The 17741-nt window shown below is 67.2% G+C and carries 14 protein-coding genes; 8 read left to right on the forward strand and 6 right to left on the reverse strand.

All coding sequences use genetic code 11. From position 1 onward, the window contains the following. Positions 1-502: 502 nt before the first annotated feature. From KYC_RS09710 to KYC_RS09720, 3 genes are all read left to right on the forward strand, one after another. Positions 503-1450, forward strand: coding sequence for a DUF6708 domain-containing protein (locus KYC_RS09710; RefSeq protein ID WP_139026505.1), 948 nt, complete (start codon positions 503-505; stop codon positions 1448-1450). A gap of 388 nt (positions 1451-1838) precedes the next feature. Beyond that, positions 1839-2642: an N-formylglutamate deformylase gene (gene hutG, locus KYC_RS09715; RefSeq protein ID WP_008161466.1), complete on the forward strand. Its 804-nt coding sequence runs from the start codon at positions 1839-1841 to the stop codon at positions 2640-2642. 22 nt (positions 2643-2664) lie between these two features. Further along, positions 2665-3678, forward strand: coding sequence for a LysR family transcriptional regulator (locus tag KYC_RS09720; RefSeq protein WP_008161467.1), 1014 nt, complete (start codon positions 2665-2667; stop codon positions 3676-3678). Between the two features lie 19 nt (positions 3679-3697). On the opposite strand, the gene KYC_RS09725 is transcribed toward KYC_RS09720, so the two are convergent. The 4 genes from KYC_RS09725 to KYC_RS09740 all read right to left on the reverse strand — a co-directional run bounded on the left by KYC_RS09725 (position 3698) and on the right by KYC_RS09740 (position 7271). Then, positions 3698-4630 (reverse strand): electron transfer flavoprotein subunit alpha/FixB family protein, encoded by a 933-nt coding sequence (locus KYC_RS09725; RefSeq protein ID WP_008161468.1) that lies wholly within the window; start codon positions 4628-4630, stop codon positions 3698-3700. Beyond that, on the reverse strand, positions 4630-5379 hold the full coding sequence (locus KYC_RS09730; protein WP_008161469.1) for an electron transfer flavoprotein subunit beta/FixA family protein: 750 nt from the start codon (positions 5377-5379) through the stop codon (positions 4630-4632). The genes KYC_RS09725 and KYC_RS09730 overlap by 1 nt, the downstream gene beginning before the upstream one ends. Positions 5380-5452: 73 nt before the next feature. Continuing rightward, on the reverse strand, positions 5453-6100 hold the full coding sequence (locus KYC_RS09735) for a HutD/Ves family protein (protein WP_008161470.1): 648 nt from the start codon (positions 6098-6100) through the stop codon (positions 5453-5455). After that, positions 6084-7271: an NAD(P)/FAD-dependent oxidoreductase gene (locus tag KYC_RS09740; protein ID WP_008161471.1), complete on the reverse strand. Its 1188-nt coding sequence runs from the start codon at positions 7269-7271 to the stop codon at positions 6084-6086. Before KYC_RS09740 ends, KYC_RS09735 begins: the two co-directional genes overlap by 17 nt. Before the next feature lie 258 nt (positions 7272-7529). On the opposite strand from KYC_RS09740, the gene KYC_RS09745 reads away from it, so the two are divergent. From KYC_RS09745 to KYC_RS09755, 3 genes are read left to right on the forward strand one after another with little or no spacing between them, the layout of a single operon-like run. After that, the gene (locus tag KYC_RS09745) at positions 7530-8528 is read left to right on the forward strand and encodes an aliphatic sulfonate ABC transporter substrate-binding protein (protein WP_008161472.1); all 999 of its coding nucleotides are present in this window, start codon (positions 7530-7532) and stop codon (positions 8526-8528) included. 18 nt (positions 8529-8546) lie between these two features. Beyond that, complete coding sequence (locus tag KYC_RS09750) at positions 8547-9317, forward strand: ABC transporter permease (protein WP_008161473.1); 771 nt, start codon at positions 8547-8549, stop codon at positions 9315-9317. Continuing rightward, positions 9305-10093 carry an ABC transporter ATP-binding protein gene (locus KYC_RS09755; RefSeq protein WP_043518029.1) on the forward strand — a complete coding sequence of 263 codons (789 nt, stop codon included), beginning with the start codon at positions 9305-9307 and terminating at the stop codon, positions 10091-10093. Before KYC_RS09750 ends, KYC_RS09755 begins: the two co-directional genes overlap by 13 nt. A 31-nt stretch (positions 10094-10124) precedes the next feature. On the opposite strand, the gene KYC_RS09760 is transcribed toward KYC_RS09755, so the two are convergent. Then, positions 10125-11060 (reverse strand): LysR substrate-binding domain-containing protein, encoded by a 936-nt coding sequence (locus KYC_RS09760; protein WP_008161476.1) that lies wholly within the window; start codon positions 11058-11060, stop codon positions 10125-10127. A gap of 93 nt (positions 11061-11153) precedes the next feature. On the opposite strand from KYC_RS09760, the gene cydC reads away from it, so the two are divergent. Together cydC and KYC_RS09770 are read left to right on the forward strand one after the other, a co-directional pair. Continuing rightward, positions 11154-14765: a thiol reductant ABC exporter subunit CydC gene (gene cydC / locus KYC_RS09765; protein ID WP_008161478.1), complete on the forward strand. Its 3612-nt coding sequence runs from the start codon at positions 11154-11156 to the stop codon at positions 14763-14765. A 359-nt stretch (positions 14766-15124) separates the two neighbouring features. Further along, a complete protein-coding gene (locus tag KYC_RS09770; RefSeq protein ID WP_008161480.1) occupies positions 15125-17011 on the forward strand; it encodes an ABC transporter ATP-binding protein in 1887 nt (628 codons plus the stop codon). Between the two features lie 86 nt (positions 17012-17097). Here the strand turns inward: KYC_RS09770 and KYC_RS09775 are convergent, their stop codons facing one another. Beyond that, on the reverse strand, positions 17098-17721 hold the full coding sequence (locus tag KYC_RS09775) for a LysE family translocator (RefSeq protein ID WP_008161483.1): 624 nt from the start codon (positions 17719-17721) through the stop codon (positions 17098-17100). Positions 17722-17741: the final 20 nt, after the last annotated feature.

A 17741-nucleotide genomic window follows, 5' to 3' on the forward strand; every position in this document is an offset into this window, starting at 1 on the left:
CAACGCTCATCCCCAACTACTTCGAATCCATGAAGGCGCAGGCTGCAGCCCCTCCGGAACTGTCCAAGGTCCTCGCTAGGCAGGTATTTTCGTGAGCTACGCCGGGGCAATGTCATTTCCCGACATCTACAGCAAGAGGATCAAAGAGTTTGAAAAAATCATATCCACCACGGTGAACGATTCAATCGCCTGGGTGATGCTCATCGGGCCCCACCGGCCTGTTGGGAAAGTCGCTCACTTGCTTTGATCTGACTTCGCTTCACAACGCTCGGGAATGCATGGTTACACCACTAGGAGGCACGGAAACGGAATTTGGCCGGTCAATTCAAATGCATGAAGACACTCAAGTGGAGTTGGAGTATTTGTACTTCCCTGATCCCGTTCAACAGCCCGGCTTAGCACTACAAAAGCCCGATGCGCCAGCTCCATTGATATTCACTTCTGGCGGGTGGTTCATTGCCCCCATTGATCCGAGCAAGCTCGAACCTGTTGCACGGCCTAAATGATGTCAGAAATCAAGCGTTTGCCTCGCAATTTGCGCGTCGGTGGTACGCAACTTAGCAGAGTTATCCACGCCGGCGTTCCTCCCTTCCCTGATGGGATACGGCAAGTTAACGATCAGTGTGCAGAAATTTTTTGCTATGCGAATTTCACCCAAAGTGGTGCTGCCGGCTTCATTGGAAGTATGTTCGTCGTAGCGGTAGCCGGCATGTTCTTTGCCCTTGGCATAATGGGTTCAGAGCATATGACGTATCGTGTCGCTGGAGATATGCTTTTTTCCGTATTAATTGCTGTAGCAATAGCACTTCTCTTCTATTTCGGGAGCGGCGCTCACCGGAGTAGAGGCGGGTTTATCCGAATCCATCGGGGCACGCGAAAACTCTACTTCATATACCCGCGCCAAAAGCGCCTACACATACTCGACTGGGACCAACTCGAAGCCCTGGCAGGCTACATTCCCATCGTATCTGCAAGTGGCTATGCCAGCCGACACCCGCTTTATCTTATTGGCGTCGACTACAGCATGGATCCTCCAACCGAGATCTGCGTGGCGTGCGGCAATCTCGGACTGTTCGATGGCGACCGGTCGGCCAAGGCTCTCTGGTCGTATCTTCAAGTCTTCATGGAACGGGGGCCAGAGGGCCTGCCCGAGCCCCCAGTGGTTCCGCCACGACAGAGCCGCTGGCAAGAGACCCTGCAACCCTACCGCGACTGGTATGCAGGGCTGCGAGGCAGGTTGACGCGGCGCTACGGCCTGCTCAAGGCGCCCATCACCATTCCACTCTGGCTGGGTTGGCTGCTGATCAACGCATTTCCCGACAGCGTCGAGGCTTTCATCCAATACAACGTGCCGTACACGCAGTTTCCGAAAGAGATTGATCGACTGTGCGGTTTTGAGAAGAAGCGCAAGCCGGTAATTCGTGTCAACGGGAAGCGTATTGATCCATAGAACTTTTTTCGTCGATGAGCATGTCGTGTCTGGCACGCCGTCTCACACCCTAACGCCAAAGCGGCCCGGGCCAGGTTTTACCGGAGAACTGGCTCTGCCCGATGGCGCCAGACGGATCAATGGGCGGTGTATCAAGCTTGAAACATACGCAAAGTCGAACGGCTTGCGCACCCTGGACCCATCGCGTGCGCCCGCCTGACGCGTAGTGCGAAGCCGCAACGGAAATGGACGGCAACCTGCCGGACGGTTCCGCTTGCATCACCAATGTTGATTTTCAATATCCACTAAACTGATGCAAAACCTGCGGCGGGCCGCGCTGCCTAGCATACAAGCGCCCGCCGCCCGCGGCATTGCCGCGGCGCATTGCCTTTGCCTTCCGGAGTTTCCCTTGAGCGACATCTATCACTTCAGCCGCGGCACCGCCCCGCTGCTGATCTCCATCCCCCATCTCGGCAGCCAGATCCCCGACGCTCAGCGCGCGCAAATGACGCCGCTGGCCCTTGAATCCGGCGACACGGACTGGCATCTGGACACGCTGTACCAGTTTGCCCAGGCGCTGGGCGCGTCCGTGCTGGGCGCGCGCTATTCGCGCTACGTGGTGGACCTGAACCGCCCGCCCAACGACGAAAGCCTCTACCCGGGCCAGACCAAGACCGGCCTGTGCCCCACCCAGGCCTTCCGCGGCGACGCGCTCTATCAGAACGACGCCGTGCTCACGGACGACGAGCGCGCCCACCGCCTGCAGATGTACTGGCAGCCCTATCACGCCCAACTGCGCGCCGAGCTGGACCGCATCAAGGCGGAACACGGCACCGTGCTGCTGTGGGAAGCCCATTCGATCGCCAGCGTCCTGCCGCGCCTGTTCGAGGGCAAGCTGCCCGACCTGAACATCGGCACCTCCGACGGCGCCGCCTGCGCGCCCGACATCCTGGCGGCGGTCCAGGCGCAGCTGGACGACTGCAAGGATTACACCTGGGCCGTCAACGGCCGCTTCAAGGGCGGCTACATCACGCGCCACTACGGCTCGCCGGCGGACAACATCCACGCCATCCAGCTTGAAATGTGCCAGTCGACCTACATGGACGAAACCCGTCCGTACGGCTATCGCCCCGACCTGGCCGACAAGGTCATTCCGGTGGTCGAAGCCATGGTGACGGCCGCCCTGCGCCGGACCGTCGCTCGCCAGGGCTGACAGCCAGAAGCCGCCTGCCGCCATGAACCGCTTTTCGTTCAGCACCACGGAAAACTACCCCGAATGGAGCCTGCTGCTGACCTGGGTGGCGGTGGTAGAGGCCGCGTCGGTCTCCGGGGCGGCGCGGCTGCTCGGCTTTTCGCAAGCGGCGGTGTCGCAGCGGATCAAGCAGCTTGAGGCCGCCATGTCGACCGAACTGCTGGACCGCAGCACCCGCCCGGCGCGGCCCACGCCCGCTGGCGAGCTGCTGTTCGAGCATGCCGCGCGCCTGTTGGCGCAGGCCGGCGACATGACGGAAAGCGTGCGCAACCTCAGCCGGGCCAAGCGCAACATCGTGCGCTTCGGCTGCGTGGATTCGTTCGCCGGGACGTTGGGGCCGACGCTGATTCACGGCCTGTCCGGCGCATCGCGCCAGATCCGGCTGTGGTCGGGCATCACGCCGGTGCTGGACAAGCAGCTTGAAGACCGGCAGCTCGATCTGGTGGTCACCACCAGCGCGTCGGCCGGCAAGCCCACCATACGCAAGTACAGCCTCTTCAGCGAACCCTACGTGCTGATCGTCCCTCGCGCCATGAACATGGACCGGATCGACTCGCTGAAGGAACTGGGCAAGCGCGCCCAGTTCATCCGCTACAGTGCGCGCTCGTTCATCGGCGCCGAGATCGACCGTCTGGTCGAATCGCACGACGTGATGATCGAGCGCACCTACGAATTCGACAACACCGATCCGCTGCTCAGCCTGGTCACGGCCGGCCTGGGATTTGGCATCAGCACGCCGCTGTGCATCTGGCAGTCGCGCCATTTCCTGGACCAATTGCGCGTGCTGCCGCTGGCGCCCTACCTGGGCGTGACGCGCGCCGACGATCCCGCCCTGTCGCGCACGCTGTACCTGGCCGCGCGCCAGCAGGAAGTGGGCAAACTGCCCGCCGAGGCGCGCGACGTGATCCTGATGGCGATGGAGCGCCTGATCCAGAAGGAACTGGCCCCGGCGCTGGGGCTGCCTCCGGCCACGCTCTGGCGCAGCCTGCGGCGCTAGCGCCGGGCCAGCCAAGCCCTCAGGGCAGCGCGGCCGTCAGGGCAGGCACGGCCTCGAACAGGTCGCCCACCAGGCCGTAGTCCGCCACGCCGAAGATCGGCGCGTCGCCGTCCTTGTTGATGGCGACGATGACCTTGGAATCCTTCATGCCCGCCAGATGCTGGATGGCCCCCGAGATCCCGACCGCGATGTAGACCTCGGGCGCGACGATCTTGCCGGTCTGGCCGACCTGCCAGTCGTTGGGCGCATAGCCCGCATCCACCGCAGCGCGCGAGGCGCCCAGCGCCGCGCCGAATTTTTCGGCCAGCGGATCCAGCAGCTTGAAGTTCTCGGCGCTGCCCAGGCCGCGCCCGCCCGACACCACGGCCCGCGCGCTGCCCAGATCGGGACGCTCGGACACCGCGATCTCGCGGCTCACGAAGCGCGACAGCGCCACGCCCGCCACCGCCTCGACCGTCTCGACCGGCGCGGTGCCGCCTTCCGCTGGCGCGGCGTCGAACGCCGTCGGACGGATCGTTGCCACCACCACCGGATAGCCGCTCTTGACCGTGGCGATCGCGTTGCCCGCGTAGATGGGCCGCTTGAATGTGTCGGGCGCCAGCACCTCGATCACGTCCGACACCTGCGCCACGTCCAGCAGGGCCGCGATGCGCGGCGCGACGCTCTTGCCGTGGGCCGTAGCGGCCACGAACAGGTGCGAATAGCCGGCGGACACCGCCACCGCCTGCGCTGCCAGGTTTTCCGCCAGGCCGTCCGCAAGCTGCGGCGCTTGCGCCAGCAGCACTTTGTCGACGCCGGCGACCCGGGCCGCGGCGGCGGCCACGGCCTGCGCGTCGCCGCCCGCCACCAGCACGTGCACCGGCATGCCCAGTTTCGCGGCTGCGGCAATCGCGTTGAGCGTGGCGCCGTTGAGCGCCTGTTTATCGTGTTCGGCAATAACTAGGACGGTCATCAGATCACCTTGGCTTCGTTCTTCAGTTTGTCGACCAGCGCAGCCACGTCGGCGACCTTGACGCCGGGCGCGCGGCCGGCGGGTTCCTCGACGCGCAGCGTCTGCAGGCGGGACGCGGGATCCACGCCCAGGCCTTCCGGCGTCTCGGTGTCCAGCGGCTTTTTCTTGGCCTTCATGATGTTGGGCAGGGTGACGTAGCGCGGCTCGTTCAGGCGCAGGTCGGCCGTGACAATGGCCGGCAGCGTCAGTTCCACGACCTCCAGGCCGCCGTCCACCTCGCGGGTGACGCGTGCAGTCCCGGCGCCGATCTCGATGGCGCTGGCGTTGGTGGCCTGCGGCCAGCCCAGCAGGGCCGCCAGCATCTGTCCGGTCTGGCAGGCGTCGTCGTCGATGGCCTGCTTGCCCAGGATCACCAGCGAGGGCGACTCCTTGCGCACCACGGCGCACAGCAGCTTGGCCACTTCCAGCGGCTGCAGCGCGACGTCCGTCTGCACCAGCACGCCACGGTCGGCGCCGATGGCCAGCGCGGTGCGCAGCGTCTCCTGCGACTGCGCCGTGCCGCAAGACACGGCCACCACTTCGGCGGCGGCGCCCTGCTCTTTCAGGCGCACGGCCGCCTCGACGGCGATCTCGTCGAACGGATTCATGGACATCTTCACGTTGCCGATGTCCACGCCGCTCTGGTCGGCCTTCACGCGCACGTTGACGTTGTAGTCAACCACGCGCTTGACCGCGGCAATTACCTTCATGGAAACACTCCTGAATAAAAGGGATCAACGGCCGCCCAAGCGCCGGCGCGGCGCGTGGACGGAGGTAATGCGATCAGCGCAAGCCCGGCGCCTGCACGCTGATGTCCAGGCTTACGGCAAAGCCATTGGCCGGGGCCGGGACGAATGCGCCGGGCGATGATGCGCCCCGCGTCGAGTCCTCCGGCGCAGCGGCGTCCGCCTGCAAAAGCACGAATTCGCCCGCCGCCAGCGTCAACTGCATGCCGGGTTCAGGACCGGCATACACGCCCGCTTCCACGGCCACGATCAGCCGCGCGGCCAGGTATTGCCCAGGCGCGTCCGTCAACGATCCGGCGTCGCAAGCCCCGCCTTGCGCGCCCAAACAGGCCACGCGGGCCCGCGCCCGGCCGCGCTGGACAAAGAGATTCAGCACACGCACCGGCCCATCCTCCAGCCGGGACTGCAGCGCCACGTCTCCGGCGAACAAGGCGGGTTCGCGGGGACGCAGGGCAACGGCCACGCCGTCCCCGCGCAACGCCACGCCCGCCCCCGACAGCACGACGGACACCCGGTCCTGGCCGGGAAAGCAGGAATATGGGCCGTCGCGGTCGATATCCGCGATGCTGACGCGCCAGTGTCCCGCCGGATCGGCCGCCAGCGTGCGCGTGACGCCCCCGCCGTTCTTCCACGGTTCGGGCGGCAGCGCCAGCCAGCTGGCGCGCACGTCAGGAGACCGCGCCAAGGCCGTACTTCCCGGTCAGCAGCGCGCCGCTCTGGAAGCGGCCCAGGTCATAGGGCTTGAGCGACACGTCGGTCGCCAGTCCCAGCGCCTCCTGGGCCAGCACGCGGCCCACGGTGGGCGACAGCTTGAAGCCGTGGCCCGAGAATCCGAAGCCCACGATCAGCCCCTCGACGCCGGCCACGCGGCCCAGCACGGGATTCCAATCGGGCGTGACGTCGTACACGCCGGTCCAGGACGAGGCCAGGCCCGCCGTCTCATAGGCGGGGAAGCGCTCGGCCACCTGCGCGCCGACTTCGGCCACGTAGTCCAGCGGAATGTCGCCCTGCTCGGCGTCGCTCTTTTGCAGCGCTTCGCCGACCACGCCTTCGCTCACCAGCATCTGGTTGCCGCCGTAGCTGCGGCAATACAGCATGCCGGGCGAGGCCAGGTCCTTGAAGACGGGCATCGAATAGGTATAGGGCGCCGCATCGCACTCCAGCGCCAGCACGGCGTGACGTTCGGGGACGACGGGCATCGTCACGCCGGTCCAGCCGGCCAGTTCGGGGGTCCAGATGTTTTGCGTGCTGATGACCAGCGGGCTGGCGTAGTCGCCTTCCGATGTGGACACGCCCGTCACACGGCCGTTTTCCACCAGCAGGCGCTGGACGTTGACGTTTTCGCGGATGGTGACGCCGCGGCGGCGGGCGCCGCGCGCAAAGCTGGTCGCGACTAGATAGGCGTCGGCAAAGCCGGCTTCGGGCTCGTAGCCTATCAGGGCGGCGTTGTCGAACGATGCGATGGGAAGCAGTTCGCGCGCCTGCGCGGGATTCAGCAGTTCCAGCGCGATCCCCTGCGCCTGCTGCTGCGCCAGCGCGCCGCGCAGGGGTTCCAGCTTGTCGTCGTCGGCCGCCGTGATGAGGTAGCCGCATTTGACCAGGCCGCAGGAGGCCTCGTCGTCGCCCAGATAGCTGGCGAAATTGTTGAACACGCTCCAGGAGCGCTGCGCCAGCTCCACGTTTTCGCGCACCGAATAGTGGGTGCGCAGGATGCCGGAAGACTGCGAAGTGGTGCCTGCGCCGATCGTCTCCCGATCCAGCACCAGCACATTCTTCGCGCCCAGCTCGGCCAGGTGAAAGGCCACCGAACTGCCGATCACGCCGGCGCCAATCACGATCACGTCATAACTATTCACGACAAGGCTCCAAGGACAAGTGCCGCGAAGTGTGGGCCCGGCGTTTCGGGGCCGCCGCAATATAAGCGGCACGAATAATTAATAAAAGCGGCGCGCGCGGATCAACGCGGATTGCTTAAGCGCGGCGAATGTTGACCATCGCCGCTCCTTATATTCATGCCGCCGCCAGGCGCTCGGGCGAAAGTCTCGTCTGCCGCACCCCAGAGTGCCGGCGACATGGAATCTATCGGTCAATCTACATTCAAGTAGGGGAAAAATATGAACATGAATCGCCGCGCCATGCTGGTGCGCACCGCTGCGCTCGCGGGCGCAAGCGCCCTGGGCTTTCCGATGATCGGCCGCGCAGCGGGCGCGTCCTACACCTACGGCGGCTCCGCCTGGCTGGGCCATTACTCGGCCTACATCGCGATGAAGACGGGCCTGTTCGCCAAGCAGGGCCTGGACATCAAGTGGCAGAGCTTCGCCACGTCGTCCGACCGCATGAGCGCCGTGATGGCCGGCAACATCGACCTGGCGGGCACCGGCGTGGTGTCGTCGCTGGCGCTGATGGCCGCGGGCGCACGCCAGTTCCAGGTCATCGCCACCCCCAACAACTTTGGCCGCGCCGAAGGCGTGCTGGTGCGCGACAACGTGAAATCGGTTGCGGACCTGAAGGGCAAGAAGATCGGCGTCACCTACGCCTCCAGCGCCCACGTGCTGCTGCTGGACGTGCTGCGCCAGGCGGGCCTGAACCCGGACCGCGACGTGTCCATCATCAACCTGCCGGCCACCAACCTGCTGTCCGCCTACCAGGGCGCCCAGATCGACGCGGCCGTGGCCTGGACGCCGGCGTTCGACCGCATCAAGGCAGTTCCTGGCACGCGCGTCCTGCTGGATGACACCGCGTTCTCGCTTTACAAGGAATACGCCATCACGCCGGGACCGGACGTGCTCCTGACCCACGCGAAGCTGGGCAAGGACAATCCCGAAGCGGTGCGCAAGTTCCTGCAGGCGGTGTTCCAGGCCAACGCGATGCTGAGCAATCAGCCCGAGGAAGCCGCGGGCGTACTGCTGGAGCTGACGGGCCTGTCCCGCGAAGAGCAGCTGGCCGTCATCAAGCAGACGCAGTGGTATTCGGGCGAAGACCAGAAGGCCCTGATGGTCGATCCGGGCAACTTCGTCAACGGCATGCAGAAGCTTGCCGAAATGCTTGTGTCGCTCAAGCAGATCGACCGCGCGCCCACCGTCAAGGACTGGGTCCAGTCCTCGTACCTGTAAGCCCGGGACAGCCTGCCTATGTCCACCCGTTCGTCTTCCAGGGAAACACGCCTGCTCTGGGTCAGCGTGTTTTCGCTTCTGAGTTTCCTGCTGCTGTGGGAAGGCCTGTGCCGCGCCGGCGCGGTCGATCCCATTTTCCTGCCCGCGCCATCCCAGGTCCTGGCGCGCGCGCTATCCATGTCCGATCAAGGCACACTGTTCTACAACGTGCTGGCCTCCACCCGCCGCGTCATGGTGGGCTTTCTGGCCGCGGTGATCGTCGCGATCCCGCTGGGCATCCTGCTGGGCACGTCGAAGGTGGCGCGCGCCGTCTTCGATCCCATCATCTCGTTCCTGCGCCCGCTGCCGTCCATGAGCTGGATTCCGCTGTCGCTGCTGTGGTTCGGCATCACCGAAACGCAGAAGTACAGCATCGTGTTCATGGGGTCCTTCGTGCCCGCCCTGCTTTACGTGATGGAGGCGTCGCGCAGCATCGACCCTGTCCTGGTGCGCGCCGCGCGCAACCTGGGCGCCAACCGCTGGCAGGTCATGCGCGAAGTGCTGTTTCCGGGCTGTCTGCCGCAGATCCTGTCGGGCATGAAGATCATCCTGGGCTTGTCGTGGACCTGCGTCATCTCGGCCGAGCTGGTGGCGTCCAAGGAAGGCCTGGGCTTCATGATCATGAATGGCAAGGAATTCTTCCAGACCGACACCGTGGTGCTGGGCATGGTCCTGATCAGCTTCACCGTGCTGGTGACCGATCTGTGTTTGCGGCTTCTTGAACGATGGGTGCTGGCATGGCAGCGATGAACGATACGATGATCCGGCTGACGGACGTTTCCAAGGCCTACGGCGACGTCACCGTGCTGGACAAGGTCAATCTTGAAGTCAGGCGCGGGGAATTCCTGGTGCTGCTGGGCGCCTCGGGCTGCGGCAAGTCGACACTGCTGAACCTGATGGCGGGCTTCATCACCCCCAACACCGGCTCGGTGGAGATCAACGGCAAAAAGGTCACCGACGTTACCGCCGCCTGCGGCATGGTGTTCCAGCAATATGCGCTGTTTCCCTGGCGCACGGTGCAGGAAAACGTGGAATTCGGCCTGAAGATGCGCGGCATGTCGCGGCAGGAACGCGCGCCCATCGCCCGCAAGTTCATCGAGATGGTGGGCCTGAAGCACGCGGCGGACAAGTACCCGCACGCCCTGTCGGGCGGCATGAAGCAGCGCGTTTCGATCGCCCGCGTGCTGGCCAACGACCCGGACGTGATGCTGTTCGACGAGCCCTTCGCCGCGCTGGACGCCATGACGCGCCAGGTGCTGCAGGACCAGCTCCTGTCGATCTACGAGCAGAGCGGCAAGACCATCGTCTTCATCACACACTCCATCGACGAGGCGCTGACCCTGTCGACCCGCATGGCCGTCATGGGCTCCAAGCCCGGGCGCATCGTGCAGGACATCCAGAACGACCTGCCGCACCCGCGCAGCGCGGACGTGCAGCTGTCGCCGCGTTTCGTCGAGTTGAAGCGGGCCATCTGGGAGCGCGTGCAGGAAGAGGTGACGCGCAGCATGGAACTGGCCGCCGACTAGGGGAACGGTCGGTTACGTTCAGGCCCGGGCGCTAGGCGCGGCGCCCTTCTTCGGCCAGGAACTCCACCAGCGCGGGCAAGGACGGGTCCATCGGCCGGTTGGCGTGGATGCGCATGACATAGCCCCAGGAACCGGGCATGCGCAGATGGGGCATCAGCGGCACCAGCCGGCCGCTGGCCAGGTCCTCGTCGATCAGGGGCGCGCGGCCCAGCGCGATCCCCACCCCCGCCGCCGCTGCGGCGACCACGGTGCTAAGGCCGCTCAGCACCATCGGATCCTGCCAGTCCGATTCCGCCAGGCCCAGCCTGGGGCTCCAGGTGCGCCAATCGGTTTCCGGGCTGTCGATGTGCTTTTCTTCCAGCCAGCGGTGGCGCACGAACACGCGGGGATCGTCCCGGTCCGCCGCGCCGATCAGCGTCGGGCTGCACACGGGCACGACCGTCTCGGTCATGAGCGGGATGTCGCCCGGTTCCGCGTTGTGCGGCCCCATCGCCCGCACGTGCAGGAAGGCCAGGTCGATGTCCTGGCTTTTCCAGGCCGGATCCTGGCTGGCGTGCAGGTAGACCTGGATGTCGATATCCGGGTGCAATTCAATGAAGCGGCCGATCCGCGGCGCCAGCCACAGGGCGGCCAGCGACGGGTTGGCCGACACGTTCAGCGTATAGCGGCGTTTGCCGCGCGCGCTGGCCCGGACATTGCGGCAGGCGGTCTCCAATAGGGTCAAGGCCTGTTGTACCGAAGCCAGCAGCCCCGCGCCGGCCTCGGTGGTTTCGGCGCGGCGCACCGTGCCGCCCCGGCGCAGCAGCGCCACGCCCAGGTCGGCCTCCAGGGCGCGCAACTGGTGGCTGACGGCGCTCTTGGTAACGTTCAGCTCAACCGCCGCGCGGCTCAGGCTGCCCAGGCGGGCGACGGCTTCGAAGGCGCGCAGGGCGGCCAGGGGCGGAGTACGGTTGGCTGGGTCGGACATCGGTTGAGTTTATCTCAACCCTAGATTGAAAAATCATCGCTTTCGCGCGCGCCCCGGATCGGGGACCATGCAGGCTCTGGATGGAGTAATGCTATGTATTTCGATTCGAGGCTCTGGCAGCTTACGCTGGGCATGCGCGCCGGCATGGCGGGCGGCATCTTCCTGGGGCTGCTGGCCCTGGCGGCGGGCATTGCGCGCTATGTGTTCCTGGGCCAGCTGCTGGCCCGGGTGTTCGACGGCGCGCCCTGGCAGGATTGGATCGTCCCGGCTGTATGCGTCGCGGCGATGGTGCTGATTCGGGCGGGCTTCGATCACTGGCGCACCGTGCAGGCGAACCGCACATCGGCCGCGATCCAGCAGACCCTGCGCGCCCGCCTGTACGACCGCATCGTCGCGCTGGGCCCGGCCTGGTTCGCCAACCAGCGCACCGGCGGCGTCATGCTGACCGTCGTGGACGGCGTCGAGCAGTTGCAGACCTTCTTCGGACAATACCTGCCGCAGGTGGCGATCGCCGCCGCCGCGCCCTTCGCGATTTTCGCCGTGATCGCCTTCTGGGACGTGCCCACCGCGCTGGTCTTCCTGGCCGCGGCCCTGTTCGCGCTGTTCGGGCCGATGGCGGTGCACATGCTGGACCGCCGCGCCAGCCTGGCGCGCAGCCGTTCGCTCAATGAATTCGGCGAAGAGTTCCTGGATGCGGTGCAGGGCCTGCCCACCCTCAAGTCCTATGGCCAGGGCAAGGCCTGGGGCAAGCGGCTTGCCGACCGCGCCCGCAGTCTGTCGGACAACACGTTCTGGGTGCTGTCTGTCAGCCTGCTGACGCGCGGCATCAGCGACCTGGGCGTCGCGCTGGGCGCGGCGCTGGCGCTGACCCTGGGCGCCTGGCGCGTGGCCGCCGGCGACATGAGCGTGGAGGCGCTGCTGATCGTGCTGATGGCCGGCACCGAGATCTTCCGTCCGCTGCGCGACCTGCGCGCGGTGCTGCACCGGGGCATGCTGGGCCAGTCGGCCGCCGCCAGCATCCACGCGCTGATGGACGCGCAGCCGCTGACGCCCGCCCCGGAAGCCCGCACGGACGGCGCGGCCCCTGCCCGCCTGGCGCCCACCATCGAATTCGACGATGTCGCGTTTGCCTACACGCCCGAGCGCCCCGCCCACCAGGGCCTGTCCTTCCGTATCGCGGCGGGCGAACGGGTCGGCGTGGTCGGCCCGAGCGGCGCGGGCAAGTCCACCATCGTGCGGCTGCTGCTGCGCGAATGCCTGCCGCAGGCGGGCGCCGTGCGCGTCGGCGGCCGCGACGTCAACACGCTCGACACGCAGGCGCTGCTGTCGCACTTTGCGCTGGTCAGCCAGGACATCACGCTGTTCCACGGCACCATCGACGACAACCTGCGGCTGGGCCGCCCCGACGCCACCCACGAACAAGTGCGCGCCGCCGCCCGCGCCGCCAACATCGACGACTTCATCATGGCGCTGCCCGACGGCTACGCCACGCGCATCGGCGAACGCGGCCTGCAGCTCTCGGGCGGCCAGCGCCAGCGTGTGGCGATCGCCCGCGCCCTGCTGCGCGATGCGCCCATCCTGATCCTGGACGAGGCGCTGTCGTCCGTGGACACCGAAAACGAAGCGCTGATCCAGCAGGCGCTGGACCGCCTGATGGCTGGCCGCACAACGCTGATCCTGGCCCACCGCCTGGCCAGCGTGATCGGCGCCGACCGCATCCTGGTGCTGGAGCAGGGACGCGTGGCCGAAAGCGGTCCGCACGCGGACCTGATGGCGCAGCGGGGCCTGTACTACCGCCTGATGCACGAACAGGCGGCCGCGCACGAGAATCCGTCCGCGGGATCGCTGCCGCAAGCGTCTCAGTCCGCAAGCGCCAACGCGGCCGCGACGGCCGACGGCAGCGGCGGCCAGGGCCCCGCCTTGCGCCCGCTGGACGCCGACGCCGCGCAGGTCGGCTGGCGCGCCACACTGGGCACCCTGCTGTCCGTGGTGCGCCCATGGCGCGGAACGCTGACCGCGACCATCCTGCTGGGCGTGGCGCGCGTCGCGGCTTTCATTGGCGTGGGCGTATTCAGCGCACTGATTGTCGCGGCCATCCGCGACGGCCGCGACATCGGAGCCCTGCTCGCGGGCCTGCTGGTCGCGGCGCCGCTGGCCGCGCTGTTCCACTGGCTGGAGTCCTGGCTGGCGCACGCGATGGCCTACCAGCTGCTGGCCGACATGCGCGTCAAGCTCTACGACAAGCTCGAACGCCTGGCCCCGGCGTACCTGCTGCAGCGCCGCTCCGGCGACCTGGTCGCGCTGGCCACGCAGGACGTGGAGATGGTGGAGTATTTCTACGCGCACACCATTGCACCGGCCATCGTATCGGTGCTGGTGCCCCTGTCCGTGCTGGGCTTCCTGGGGTTCTACAGCTGGCCCGTCGCGCTGGCGCTGCTGCCCTTCCTGGCCTACGCGCTGGTGTCGCCGGTGCGCGGCCGCCGCAAGGTCGATGCCCTGGGCGACAAGGCGCGCGAGGCGCTGGGTGAAATGAGCGCCCACACCACCGACACCATTCAAGGCCTGGCCGACCTGACCGCCTTCCAGGCCACCGGCCGCCGCCGCGACCAGTTCCTGCAGGTCGCCGACCGTTATCGCGCCCGCCGTCTGGACATCCTGCGCGACCTGTCCCGCCAGACCGCGTGGTTTGAAGTGGCGATGGGCCTGGGCGGCCTGGCCGTGGCCGTCATCGGCGCACTGCAGGTGCAGGCGGGCGCGCTCGCCGCCGGCATGCTGCCGCTGCTGGTGCTGATTGCGCTGGCCACCTTCCTGCCGGTGTCGGAGATCTCGCAGGTCAGCCGCCAGCTGGCCGACACCATCGCCGCCACGCGCCGCCTGCACGTGGTCGCCAACGAGCCCGAACCGGTCGTCGACGGCCCCCTGCCCGCGCCGGTGGCCGCCAGCGGCCTGTCGCTGGCGTTCGAGCATGTGAGCTTCGCCTATCCCGGCAAGAACGAAGACACCTTGCGCGACCTGAGCTTCACGGCCCCGGCCGGCGCCACCGTCGCGATCGTGGGCGCCTCCGGGGCCGGCAAGAGCACCGTGGCCAGCCTGCTGCTGCGCTTCTGGGATCCGCGCCAGGGCGCCGTGAAGCTGGACGGCGTCAATGTGCGCCAGCTCCAGCTCGACGGCCTGCGCGAACGCGTCGCACTGGTCACGCAGGACACCTACCTTTTCAACGACACGCTTGAAGGCAACATCCGTCTGGCGCGTCCCGAGGCCAGCCGCGAGGACCTGGCGCGCGCATTGGAACAGGCCGCGCTGGCCGACTTCGTGAAGAGCCTGCCCGACGGGCTGGCGACTCGCGTGGGCGAACGCGGCATGCAGTTGTCGGGCGGACAGCGCCAGCGCATCTCGATCGCCCGCGCCTTCCTGAAGAACGCGCCTGTGCTGATTCTGGACGAGGCCACCTCGCACCTGGACACCCTGTCCGAAATGCAGGTGCGCGGCGCGCTCGACGTGCTGATGCGGCACCGCACAACCCTGGTCATCGCGCACCGGCTATCCACCATCCGCGACGCCGACCTGATCCTGGTGCTGGACCGCGGCACGCTGGCGGAAGCCGGCACGCACGACCAGCTGCTGCGCAAGCAAGGCGCCTACGCGCGCCTGGCGAGCCACCAGGGCGGCTACGCGGCCAGCGGTGCGGCGTCCCTGCCGGGCTAGTCCCGCGTTGAAAAAAACCGACAGACCCTCCTGTCCCCGGCGCGCGGCCCGTTGATTCGCCTACATCGCTTCGATAGAATCAGCCATTCGGGCTTCGCGCCCATTCCTTTTTTCTCCATCACCCACCGACAGGGAGGCCGCATGATGAACCCCATGCCCAACGCCGTCCCGCGCGTGTCCCCGCGACGCCATTAAGTCGTCGCCCGCGCGGCACCATCGCCAGCTTGCTATCTGGCGACAGGTCCGCCACGTCCATCTGAACCCATAACGCTCCGCCGTCGCCCCCCTGGCGTCCGGCTTGTTTTCCTTCTTTCCCCACAAGGACATCCCGGCGTGTCTTGTGCCGCCGGGCCATTGCAATGGCTAGAAAAAAAATCGACTTTCGAGGACAGGCGTTCAAGGACGTCCTGGGCTTTACCTTCCGCTATTGGGGCCGGCAGCCCCTGCGCATCGTGGTCATCGTGGCGCTGGCCCTGCTGTCTGCGGTGGCCGATGTGCTCACGCCGATGTACGCCGGCCGCCTGGTCGACGCCGTGGCGTCTGGCGCCGCGGGCGGCCAGTTGGCCTGGGACGCCGCCATTACGGCGTTCTGGCTTCTGGTGGCCCTGGGCGTCGGCGGCACCCTGCTGCGCCAGGCGGTGTTCCAGAACATCATCACTTTCACCCTGAAGATGATGAACGGCATCGCCTCCAATGCCTTCTACCGCGTACAGCGCTTTTCCACGGACTGGCACGCCAACAGCTTCGCGGGTTCCACCGTGCGCAAGATTACGCGCGGCATGTGGGCCGTGGACCTGCTGAACGACACGCTGCTGGTGGCGTTGCTGCCGTCCGTGGTGATGCTCGTCGGCGCTACTGCGCTGCTGGGTGCGCACTGGCCGCTGATGGGGCTGGTGGTGGGCCTGGGGTCGGTGCTGTATATCGCGGTCACGGCCGCACTGTCGCTGGGCTACGTCGCGCCCGCCGCGCGCCTTGGCAACGCGTGGGACACCCGCATGGGCGGCGCGCTGGCCGACGCCGTAAGCTGCAACGCGGTGGTCAAGGCGTTTGGCGCCGAGACGCGCGAAGAAGCCAGGCTGGACCGCGTCATCGACAAATGGCGCCGGCGCACGCGCCGCACCTGGATCCGCGCCACGCTGAACGGCGGCGTCCAGGGCGCGATGCTGGTGGCCATGCAGGCCGCCATCCTGGGCGCGTCGCTGCTGCTGTGGTCGCGCGGGCAGGCCAGCGTGGGCGACATCACGTTCACGCTGGCCATGTTCTTCGTGCTGCAGGGCTATCTGCGCGACGTGGGCATGCACATCCGCAACCTGCAGCGCTCTGTCAACGACATGGAAGAACTGGTGTCGCTGGAAAAGCAGCCGCTCGGCGTGGAAGACAGGCCCGGCGCGGGCGCCATCGCGGTGACGGCCGGTGAAATCCGGTTCGAGGACGTGACGTTCCGCTACGGCTCGCAGGGCGCGGCGCTGTACGACGGCTTCTCGGCCCGCATCGCACCCGGAGAGCGCGTGGGCCTGGTCGGCCATTCGGGGTCCGGCAAGACCACGTTCATCAAGCTGATCCAGCGCCTGTACGACGTGGACGGCGGCCGCATCGCCATCGACGGGCAGGACATCGCCCAGGTGAAGCAGGCGTCCCTGCGCAGCCAGATCGCCATCGTGCAGCAAGAGCCCGTGCTGTTCCACCGCACGCTGGCCGAGAACATCGCCTATGCCCGCCCCGGCGCCACGCAGGCCGAAATCGAACAGGCCGCGCGGCTGGCCAGCGCGCATGACTTCATCATGGCGCTGCCCAAGGGCTACGACACGCTGGTGGGCGAGCGCGGGGTGAAGCTGTCCGGCGGCGAACGCCAGCGCGTGGCGATAGCGCGGGCGTTCCTGGCGGACGCGCCCATCCTGATCCTGGATGAAGCCACGTCCAGCCTGGACAGCGAAAGCGAGGTGCTGATCCAGCGCGCGATGGAGCGCCTGATGGAAGGCCGCACGACGCTGGTCGTGGCGCACCGCCTGTCGACGGTCCGCGCGCTGGACCGCCTGCTGGTGATGGACCGCGGCCGGATCATCGAAGAAGGCAGCCACGATGCGCTGATCCGCCTGAAGGGCGGCCTGTACCGGCGCCTGTTCGAGCGCCAGGCCCTGGAGCTGACCAAGGGCCTGAGCCCGGCGGAACTGCTGGACGACGGCGCGGCGCCCCCGCCCGCCAAGGAGCAGGACGTCGACGCGTCGTCCTACGCCTTCGGCAAGTAAGCCCTGCCCGACCGGAGCAAGACGCCCGGCGCGACTACGTGCCGGGCGTCTTTTTTACGTGTCGCGGGCGCGCGCCGGCCGCGGCGTCAGGCCGGACGCTGCGCGAAGGTCAGGCGCAGGCCGAAGCCGATCAACGCGACGCCGAACACGGCGCCTTGCACCTTTTGCGCGCGGGGGCTGGCCGCCATCCAGCGGCCCACCGCCCCGCCCGCCAGCGCGCAGAGCACGTCAAAGGCCAGTCCCAGGCCGACCAGGATGACGCCCAGCACGGCGAACTGCTGGCCGATCGGACCGTGCGCGGGCGACACGAACTGCGGCAGCAGCACCGAGCAGAACAACAGCGCCTTGGGATTGAGCACATTGGTCAGCACGCCACTCAACAACGCGGCGCCCAAACCCGCAGGACGCGGCGCCGCCGCATCCGTGGCCGCGGGAACCACCGGCTGCGCACGCAACAGGCGCACGCCCAGCCAAACCAGATAGCAGCCTCCCGCCGTGCGCGCGGCGTCAAATGCCCAGGGATGGGTTTTGAACAGCGCCGCCAGGCCCAGCGCGGCCAGCGTCACATGCGCCGCCCGTGCAATGGCCAGCCCCGCCGCAACGGCCAGGGCCTGGCCGCGGCCGCGCAGCAGGCCGGTTTCCAGCAGCAGGATCATGTCCGGCCCCGGCACCACATAAACGATCAGCAAAGCCCCAAGAAACAACGCCATATCAGCCATCTTCGCGCTCC

The organism is Achromobacter arsenitoxydans SY8 (genome assembly GCF_000236785.1).
GTDB classification, from domain to species: domain Bacteria; phylum Pseudomonadota; class Gammaproteobacteria; order Burkholderiales; family Burkholderiaceae_B; genus Achromobacter; species Achromobacter arsenitoxydans.